General features: G+C 51.0%; 8 protein-coding genes. 1 reads left to right on the top strand and 7 read right to left on the bottom strand.

What is annotated here, in order from left to right; genetic code table 11:
- The first annotated feature begins 205 nt into the window (after positions 1-205).
- Positions 206-352, top strand: coding sequence for a helix-turn-helix domain-containing protein (locus PsAD5_RS28875; RefSeq protein WP_084404394.1), 147 nt, complete (start codon positions 206-208; stop codon positions 350-352).
- Between the two features lie 781 nt (positions 353-1,133).
- Here PsAD5_RS28875 and PsAD5_RS21440 read toward each other — a convergent pair.
- The 7 genes from PsAD5_RS21440 to eutA all read right to left on the bottom strand — a co-directional run bounded on the left by PsAD5_RS21440 (position 1,134) and on the right by eutA (position 8,384).
- The gene (locus tag PsAD5_RS21440) at positions 1,134-2,507 is read right to left on the bottom strand and encodes an aspartate aminotransferase family protein (protein WP_063293591.1); all 1,374 of its coding nucleotides are present in this window, start codon (positions 2,505-2,507) and stop codon (positions 1,134-1,136) included.
- Between the two features lie 12 nt (positions 2,508-2,519).
- The gene (locus PsAD5_RS21435; protein ID WP_063293590.1) at positions 2,520-3,995 is read right to left on the bottom strand and encodes an NAD-dependent succinate-semialdehyde dehydrogenase; all 1,476 of its coding nucleotides are present in this window, start codon (positions 3,993-3,995) and stop codon (positions 2,520-2,522) included.
- A gap of 89 nt (positions 3,996-4,084) precedes the next feature.
- Positions 4,085-4,570 (bottom strand): Lrp/AsnC family transcriptional regulator, encoded by a 486-nt coding sequence (locus PsAD5_RS21430; RefSeq protein WP_244271778.1) that lies wholly within the window; start codon positions 4,568-4,570, stop codon positions 4,085-4,087.
- Positions 4,571-4,583: 13 nt separating this feature from the next.
- Positions 4,584-5,576 (bottom strand): N(2)-acetyl-L-2,4-diaminobutanoate deacetylase DoeB, encoded by a 993-nt coding sequence (doeB, locus tag PsAD5_RS21425; RefSeq protein ID WP_063293589.1) that lies wholly within the window; start codon positions 5,574-5,576, stop codon positions 4,584-4,586.
- Positions 5,577-5,600: 24 nt separating this feature from the next.
- Positions 5,601-6,590: a cyclodeaminase gene (locus PsAD5_RS21420; RefSeq protein ID WP_063293588.1), complete on the bottom strand. Its 990-nt coding sequence runs from the start codon at positions 6,588-6,590 to the stop codon at positions 5,601-5,603.
- Positions 6,583-7,596 carry a hydroxyectoine utilization dehydratase EutB gene (gene eutB / locus PsAD5_RS21415; protein WP_063293587.1) on the bottom strand — a complete coding sequence of 338 codons (1,014 nt, stop codon included), beginning with the start codon at positions 7,594-7,596 and terminating at the stop codon, positions 6,583-6,585. Before eutB ends, PsAD5_RS21420 begins: the two co-directional genes overlap by 8 nt.
- Entirely contained in the window at positions 7,593-8,384 is a 792-nt protein-coding gene (gene eutA, locus PsAD5_RS21410; RefSeq protein WP_063293586.1) for an ectoine utilization protein EutA, read from the bottom strand. Before eutA ends, eutB begins: the two co-directional genes overlap by 4 nt.
- Positions 8,385-8,392 lie beyond the last annotated feature (8 nt).

The following is an 8,392-nucleotide window of genomic DNA, read 5'->3' as shown; positions in this document are numbered from 1 at the left end:
CCTGTCGTCCTGCGATATTTGGGGTCTCCGTCCGTCAGGGCCAGAGCGCTTCAGCAAGGTGTAAAGCCCTACCCATTATGACATTCCTGCATTGCGCCCCACCCGCCACTTCTGCTTGGTTGCAACAGACTATCAACATATACGCGCTACTTTGAAATGCACTTCCTTATTAAACCAATAGGTTATCAATAAGACGGATTTAATCATGGGAGCAGAATACCAGCATCTTACACCGGCTGAACGGGTCAAAATTGAAACTTGCCAGCTTGCGAATATGCCAGTCACTACAAGAGCGCGTACTCGTAGTCGCCATCGGTCAACTGTATTTCGTGAGCTCCAAAGACTACTTTGAAGACAAAGAACTGCCAGACGTGATTGAGCATTTCGGTGTAGCCGCTTACAAGGAGACACAAAGTTGCCGTTCAAGGTAGCGTAAACTCATCTGTTGCAGCAGGCTTTGTAACAACTATGGTTGAGCGCATTGTAGATGGGTGGACCCCGGAACAAATTACCCACCGCATGCGTCAAGAGCTGTGGTGGCATTTGCCACTCTCCGCAAATTCCGCCGTCCCTTATCCGTTTGAAAGCGCAGAACCTCTAAGTTTCACCTTGACGTGAGTACGTAATTCCGGTCTGAGATTGTAGCTAATCGCATTGAACTCGGGCACCGGGAGGCAGACTTAATGCTGTCAAGCAACAGTTTGTTCAGAGTAACGACACCTCCCTCATCGAGCGGGTTAGTCGATTCATGGTGCTATAGAGGAGCAGTAGCAAGAAAACCTGACCCGTGGTCAAGACGATGGTTTCCGCGCAAGCTCGACATGCGGTGGGTCCTTGAGCCGGACCTCAAGAAGATCTCCGATCGTCTTATCAACACACCCAGAAGTTCCTTGGGTGGAAGACCCGAGCAAAGCCCTTCGAGAGAAATGATGGCATCATGACCTCAACGCTTACCCGAAAACAAGCAGGAGACGCACTTCAATCATAGCTGTCATCTCAGACCTCAGTAACCTGAACTCTGCCTCGTGTCCCTTAAGAGACCAGATAATCTGCTCGTATAAAGATCTCTATATCTTTTGAGAACAGAACGATCATGTAGGCCGATTGAGACACCAGCCTACACTAAATCAGTATCAACCTAATACAGCCTTCACTGCTCTTACTGTTGCGGCAACGACTGTGTCTGCTTCTTCGTGTGTTAAGCAGAATGGGGGGGCGAAGCCGAGGATGTCGCCTTGGGGCATTGCGCGTGCGATGACTGCATCCTGAGACAGCAAGGCTGCGGAGATTTGAGCCCCGATTTTGTCGGATGCCTCGAAGAAACTACGGTCGTCGCGGTCTTTGACAAACTCTACGGCGCAGAGTAATCCTTCGCCGCGCACATCTCCCACATTTGCATGACCCCCCAAAGCTTCCTTCATGGATTTGTTGAGATATGCACCAGTGGCTCCGGCTTTCTCAACAAGGTTCAGATCGTCAAGCAATTTGAGGTTTGCGACACCGGCTGCGGCGCCAATGGGATGAGCTGAATACGTCCAACCATGGCCGATTGGTCCATTTTCATCTGTCCCCTGTTCAAGAACCTTCCAGACCTTGTCTGAGACAATAGAACCGGAGAGCGGTGCGTAGGCAGATGTCAGGCCTTTGGCGATGGTGATGATGTCAGCTTCCAATCCATAATGATCAGAACCAAACATGGATCCGAGGCGCCCGAAACCTGTCACCACTTCATCAGCAATCAGCAGAATATCGTGTTTTTTCAAAACGGCTTGAATAGCCGCCCAATAACCAGCTGGTGGTGGAACGATCCCGCCGGTTCCCAGTACCGGCTCACCAATAAACGCCGCAATCGTGTCGGCCCCTTCTCGCTCAATCAGAGCCTCCAACTCAGCAACACAATGGGCGACAAATTGCTCTTCACTTTGCTCCAAATTGTCACGTCGGAAATAATAGGGAGCCTCTGTATGAATGACCTGTTCGACGGGCAGATCAAACTTCTTATGAAACAGCTCAAGGCCTGTCAGCGAACCAGTCACCAGACCCGAACCATGGTAACCACGCCAGCGGGAGATAATTCGCTTTTTCTCCGGCCGACCTAAAATATTGTTGTAATACCAGATCAGCTTGATGTTGGTTTCATTGGCATCTGAGCCGCTCAACCCGAAGTAAACCTTAGACATATTACTCGGCGCACGATCTAAAATCATCTTGGAAAGTGTGATCGAGGCTTCTGTGCCATGCCCGACATAGGAGTGATAATAGGCCAGTTCTTTGGCCTGTTCGGCGATTGCCTCAGCAATTTCCTGACGGCCATATCCTACATTCACACAGTACAATCCGGCGAACGCATCCAGCATTCGGCGCCCTTCACGGTCCTCTATGTAAGAACCTGAGGCAGTCTTGATCACTCGAGTTGACGTTTCACCTCGGGCGTGCTGAGCCAGATGAGTTGAAGGGTGGAAGAAATTCTCCCGATCCCATTGTGCCAGCTGATCGTTTCGTAACATAATTTTCCTCCCTTATGCCCAGTCGCGGCAAACGTATTTAACTTCAGTAAACTCTTCCATGCCCAGTCGTGCGCCTTCCCGGCCCAGACCAGATTGTTTGGTGCCTCCAAATGGAATGGGTGCGCCAGTTACCTTTGTGCGATTGACTGCAACCATTCCGAATTGAAGAGCACGGCTAACCCTATAAATCCTGCGCGGGTCATCGCTGTGCAGATAAGCAACCAGCCCATATTCACTGTCATTGGCGCGGGCGATGACTTCCTCTTCACTGTCAAAAGGAGCTATCGCAGCAACTGGCCCAAAGGTCTCTTCACGCATAATGAGGGCCTCAGCGGGCACATCAATAAGCACCGTCGGCTCAAAAAACAGTGGTCCCAATGAATGCCTAGTGCCCCCACAGGCAATCTTTGCGCCTTTGGCAACCGCATCGGCGACATGTTCTTCTTGTTTCAGAACAGCTTTTTCGTTCATCAACGGACCAATGTCCGGATCATCCAATCCAGGGCCTATGGAAAGAGATTGAGCGGCTTTGGTAAAATTCCTGCAGAACTCTTCGTAGATCGGACGCTCAACAAATATTCGGTTCGCCCCCAGACAATCCTGACCGGATGTTGCGAACTTGGATTTTATGGCCTCAGCAACCGCATTCTTCAGATCTGCCCCTTTAAAGACAATAACCGGAGCATGTCCGCCGAGTTCCAGGATAAGACGTTTTATGGTGGAGGCGGATTGGCTATAAAGCAGTTTGCCGACAGGGGTAGACCCCGTAAAGGACAGCGCCCGCACGCGGCTATCGCTAGTCCAGGGCTCGACAATTTCTGGAGCTGAACCAGTCACCACATTAAACACACCTGCGGGAACTCCAGCTCGCTCAGCCAGTTCCGCTAGGGCGAGTGCGCTGTACGGGGTTTCCGCTGATGGGTGGGCAACGATCGTACAACCTGCTGCCAAGGCAGCGGCAGCTTTCCGTGTTAACATCGCACTTGGGAAGTTCCAGGGTGTGATAAGGGCAGCAACCCCAACGGGTTCCCGCCAAAGCTCCACTTCTGCATCTGCTAGATGACTGGTGACGCCTTCAATGTTGGGACGCTTGGCTTCCTCTGCATAGAACTCAACAAACGCTGCACCATACTCGATCTCACCACGGGCTTCTGACAAGGGTTTGCCCTGTTCCAGAACCATGATCCGTGCGAGATCTTCTTTGTGCGTAAGCTGAAGTTCAAACCAGCGTCGCAAAATAGACGCTCGTTCTTGCGGTAGTAATCCCGACCATTTGGGAAAGGCATCTGAAGCTGCGGTTACCGCAGCAGACGATTCATCTGCTGAAAGGCCTGCAACATCCCCTAGGTAATCCCCGTTTGCTGGATCAATAACCGCAAATGTCTCATCTGTTCTTGCAGCACACCACTTTCCATTTATGTAGGAAAAGGAACGCACTAGGGCTTTGTCTTGAATGTCCGTCCGTGCAGACAAGGCTGTTTCTGACATGGCGCATCCTCCTTGCTCTACAACAGAATTTGCCTGTTTTTGGCGGAGGATGTGACCGAATGAAGTGTCCGTTACAGAATAATCGTCTGCTAATCGGCTGCGAAAAGAAGATTCAACGGAGGTGCCGCATTTCCCTTTACAGGCTTTGTCACAATGTACGTGAAGTAGCGGGATAGCCCGATGCGTGCATCCAGCATGGTATCGATCAGCCTTTGATAGGCGTCTACGTCTCTGGTCACGATCTGTATCAGATAGTCAAATCCGCCCCCTAATGCCCAGCAAGCCACGACTTCCTCGTAGTTCTGCATGGCTGTTTCAAAGGCGTAAAAGCTCGCAGCCGTGTGGTCCACCAGTTCAGCAGCGACGAAAACAGTGACGTGAGGCCCCAGTTTTTTGAGATTAATCCTTGCACCATAACTTTCGATCAGACCAGATTTCTCCAGCTTCTTCAGCCGGTCCCAACAAGGTGTTGGAGACAATCCGATGCGGTCCGCCAAAGCGGCTTTGGTGATGCGGCCCTCATTTGAGAGTATTCGCAGGATATCCAGATCACGCTGATCAAGTTGCATGCTCATCTTTTGATATCTCTCACACTTCAGGAACGCCAATCACCGCCGCACAATCACCGGATTTGATCAGTCCGGGGAAATGGCGACTGATGAGGATGCCGCTACGCTTTGCGTGGTATCTGGTTGGTTCAACACCGGTTCTGTCGATCGGCCAAACACGGGCAACAATGTCACCTTCTCCAACGGGATCTCCCAGATCGACCATAGGTTCGTATAGCCCGCCCTGCTCGCAAAATGTAAAGCAATCTGCGCCTGGCATCCCCAAGTTTACGGAGGACTCCAGTTGTTTTTCTCCTTGCAGGATACCGAACTGGATCAAGACGTTACGCAATCCTTTGCGTGCAATTCCGATGGTTTTTGCCGTCGCAGTTCCACCACCGCCCAGTTCTGTTGTCACAAGAACCTTGCCCATGCTTTCAACTGCTGTGTCGTACATACCTATATTATCGATTTCAAGGAGCTGAACGGAGTAAGGTGCGTTAAACGCAACCATTGCTTCAAAGCAGGCCTTCTCATTGCTCTTATCTTCCAGATTATGAGCTGCTGCGAACGGCACAAAGTCAAGGGTCTTACCTCCGCTATGGAAGTCGACAGCGACATCTGTCAGAGGAAGCAGGTAACGTTGAAAGTAGTCGGCAATTTTCTCGGTTGGAGTTCCGTCAGGACGACCGGGAAATGAACGGTTCAGGTTTCCCCTATCAATGGGTGACGTCCGCGTTCCCGCCATAAATGCCGGAAAGTTGAAGGCCGGAACTATGATAATTCGACCAGTTACGTCCTCTGGTTTCAACGCAACTGTCAGTTCCTGGAGGACAACTGGCCCTTCGTATTCATCGCCGTGATTTGCGCCTGTTAAGAGCGCTGTCGGCCCTTCCCCGTTTTTGATGACCGTAATGGGGATCATAACAGAGCCCCACGCACTGTCATCACGGCTATAGGGTAACCGTAAAAACCCATGATGAATGCCGTCCTGATCCAATGGGATTGTGGGCGTGATGGGATTTGCCTGCATAATTTTCGTCCTAATACACACGGATCAACTATTGATCGCTGTGCCTGCTTTTACGGCTTCAGCTCGGGCTCCGGCCAAGGTGGCAATGGCGGTGTCTTGCACCCCAGTTCCTGTCAGATCGCAAACCGTAATGTCTTTGTCCGACTGCCGCCCGGGCTTTTGGCCAGAAATTACTTGTCCAAGTTCCGCGTACATCTCAGTACTGTTGATCGTGCCAGCTGCTATCGCTGTACGGAGTTCGCCTTGTTTGATGGATTGAGATAAGCGGTCACAAACAAAAACAGATGCGCCTGGAATAACGCAGGGCGCGAGTTCCGATTTATAGTCGGCATCTGATCCCATGGCGGTGATATGCTGCCCAGGTCGCATCATATCCGCCTTGATCAAGGGCTCTTTGGAGGGGGTTGTTGTTACGACGATGTCGGATTGAGCCATAACCTCAGCGATGCTGCCAGCAATGACTTCAATTCCCAATTGAGTTGAACACTCCCGAGCACAAGCAGCAGCTTTTTCTCTGTTGCGCCCCCAGATAACAGCTCGTTCAATATTACGAACAAGCGTCAATGCTTGCAGTTGGAGGCGGGCCTGAATACCACTTCCAAGAATACCGGCAATCTTGCTGTTCTCTCGTGACAGATGCTTGGCTGCGACGGCTCCAGCGGCAGCTGTGCGCACATCGGTCATATACCCGTTATCGAGCAGTAACGCCTTGACGATGCCGGTCTTTGCATCAAACAGCACCATCAATCCGTTCAGGCTTGGCAGACCCAGTTTGGGATTGTCGAAGAAACCCGGGCTCATCTTGATCGCAAAACTGTCTATGCCCGGAACATAGGCAGTCTTCACATCCACTTCCCCATTGTGCTCAGGTACATGGAAGCTCAGGATAGGCGGCATTACAACGTCTTTTGTTGCAAGCAATCGAAATGCATTTTCTACACATGCAACAGCATCCAGATCCAAAGAAACAGCAGAGCGCAGATCTGCCTCCGTCAGGATATTAATCTCAGGCATAAAGGCTTCCATTCACAGAGGTCGGCGCAGCAACATCGACGTTCTCGCCGTCGATCAATCGTTTATGCAGCGCCATATCAATATTTTGCCCGCTGATGAGGCTCACACATTTTCCGGGTGTTTTGATCTTTCCAGCGAGTAAGGCAGCAATACCGACACTGCCTGAGCCTTCAATCACCAGACGTTCCTGCCAGTAAGCGTGTCGAATGGCTTCTGCGATTTCTTCTTCGCTGACCAAGATCAAGTCATCTACCAGATCCCGTGTCATCTCAAAGGTATAGGCATTGTTCAGCCCAATCCCACCACCCAATGAATCTGCGAGTGTTGGCACTTCTTCAACAAGGATCGGTTTGCCTGCACGCTGGCAGCTATACATGGCGGCACCGCGTTCCATTGAAACGCCAACTACACGAACTGAGGGACTGATGGTTTTCATCACCAACGCCACTCCAGAAATTAAGCCACCGCCCGAGACTGGTACGAGTACCGTATCCAGATCAGGCGTTTGCTCCAGTATTTCCAGTGCAACAGTGCTTTGCCCTGCAATGATATCCCGGTGGTCAAATGGCGGGATCATCGTCATTCCGTCTTCTACCAGCCGATCTACTTCAGCCTGAGCATCGTCCTGAGAACTTCCGGTTATTCGAACTTCAGCACCCAGCGATTGAATCGCCTCTACCTTGTTCTGCGGAACAAGTTTTGACATACAGATGATGCAACGCACCCCTGCTTTTGAGGCTGCATAAGCCAGACCGCGACCATGGTTTCCAGTTGAGACACCGACGACACCAGCTTCTTTTTGAGCTGCGTTGAGCGACAAAATTGCATTTGTCGCACCGCGCAGTTTAAAGCTTCCCGTGATCTGCGTTTGCTCAAGCTTCAACAACACTTCTGCAGAGCAGATCTGGCTCAAGCTGGGTGAGCTGACCAAGGGGGTCATTCTAACGTGCCCCATTATCTTTTGGCGTGCAGAAAAACTGTCATGAACGGTTATTTTTTGCGTCATTGTGCGCTCATCCGATCTTTGATTGGGTGTTGGAACAGATGGCCAAAACCATGTATGACTTGCTCGGAGTCCAGATGCTGGAGGCAACGCCAGATCATTGCCTGATTTGAAGTCACCACTGGCTTGCCAATCCGATCTTCAATCCTCTGAATGCACACTGCGGCCCTCAACCCGGTACACGAGATGAACAATGCATCTGCACTCGGCTCCATAGCTGCACAGGCAGCCTCAATAATCGTAGACTCGGAAAGCCGCGCAATCTCACGGTCATCATCGACACCGAGATAGTTTGCACTGGCGATTTGAAGGCCATTATCGGCGAAGTACTGAAACACTTCCTGCGAAATACTGGCAGAGTATGGAGTTAACACGCTGATCCGTTTTGCATCTAAAGCTTCGAGCGCATCAAATGCTGCAGAGCTGGGCGTCACAAATGGGGTGTCAGATTTGCCAGCTTTCAAGTAATCCCTGACAACTGCGTTTCCCAAAACAACTGAAGCAGCCGTACAGCTGTAAGCGATTACGTCCAACGCATCTCCAGGTAATATCTGCGATGCAGCTTCTGTCAGGCGTGGACCTGTTGCCAGCAAATTCGCTCGTGTACCTGGGTTTTGATAGGTGATCCGGTTTGCGTAAATGCCGATCTGATCAGGATCGCATATGCGTGCGAAATCCCCTTCGCTAGTGTGGTCTGTTGCCAAAACAATCAGACCTATCCGTTTCTTGACTGAACGGGCGTCAAAGATGGCTTCAACCAAAGAGGCCTTGGGACGACAATCAAAAACCATGTGCCCTC

The organism is Pseudovibrio sp. Ad5, assembly GCF_001623095.1.
GTDB lineage: Bacteria > Pseudomonadota > Alphaproteobacteria > Rhizobiales > Stappiaceae > Pseudovibrio.
This window is presented reverse-complemented; position numbering and strand designations above follow the sequence as displayed.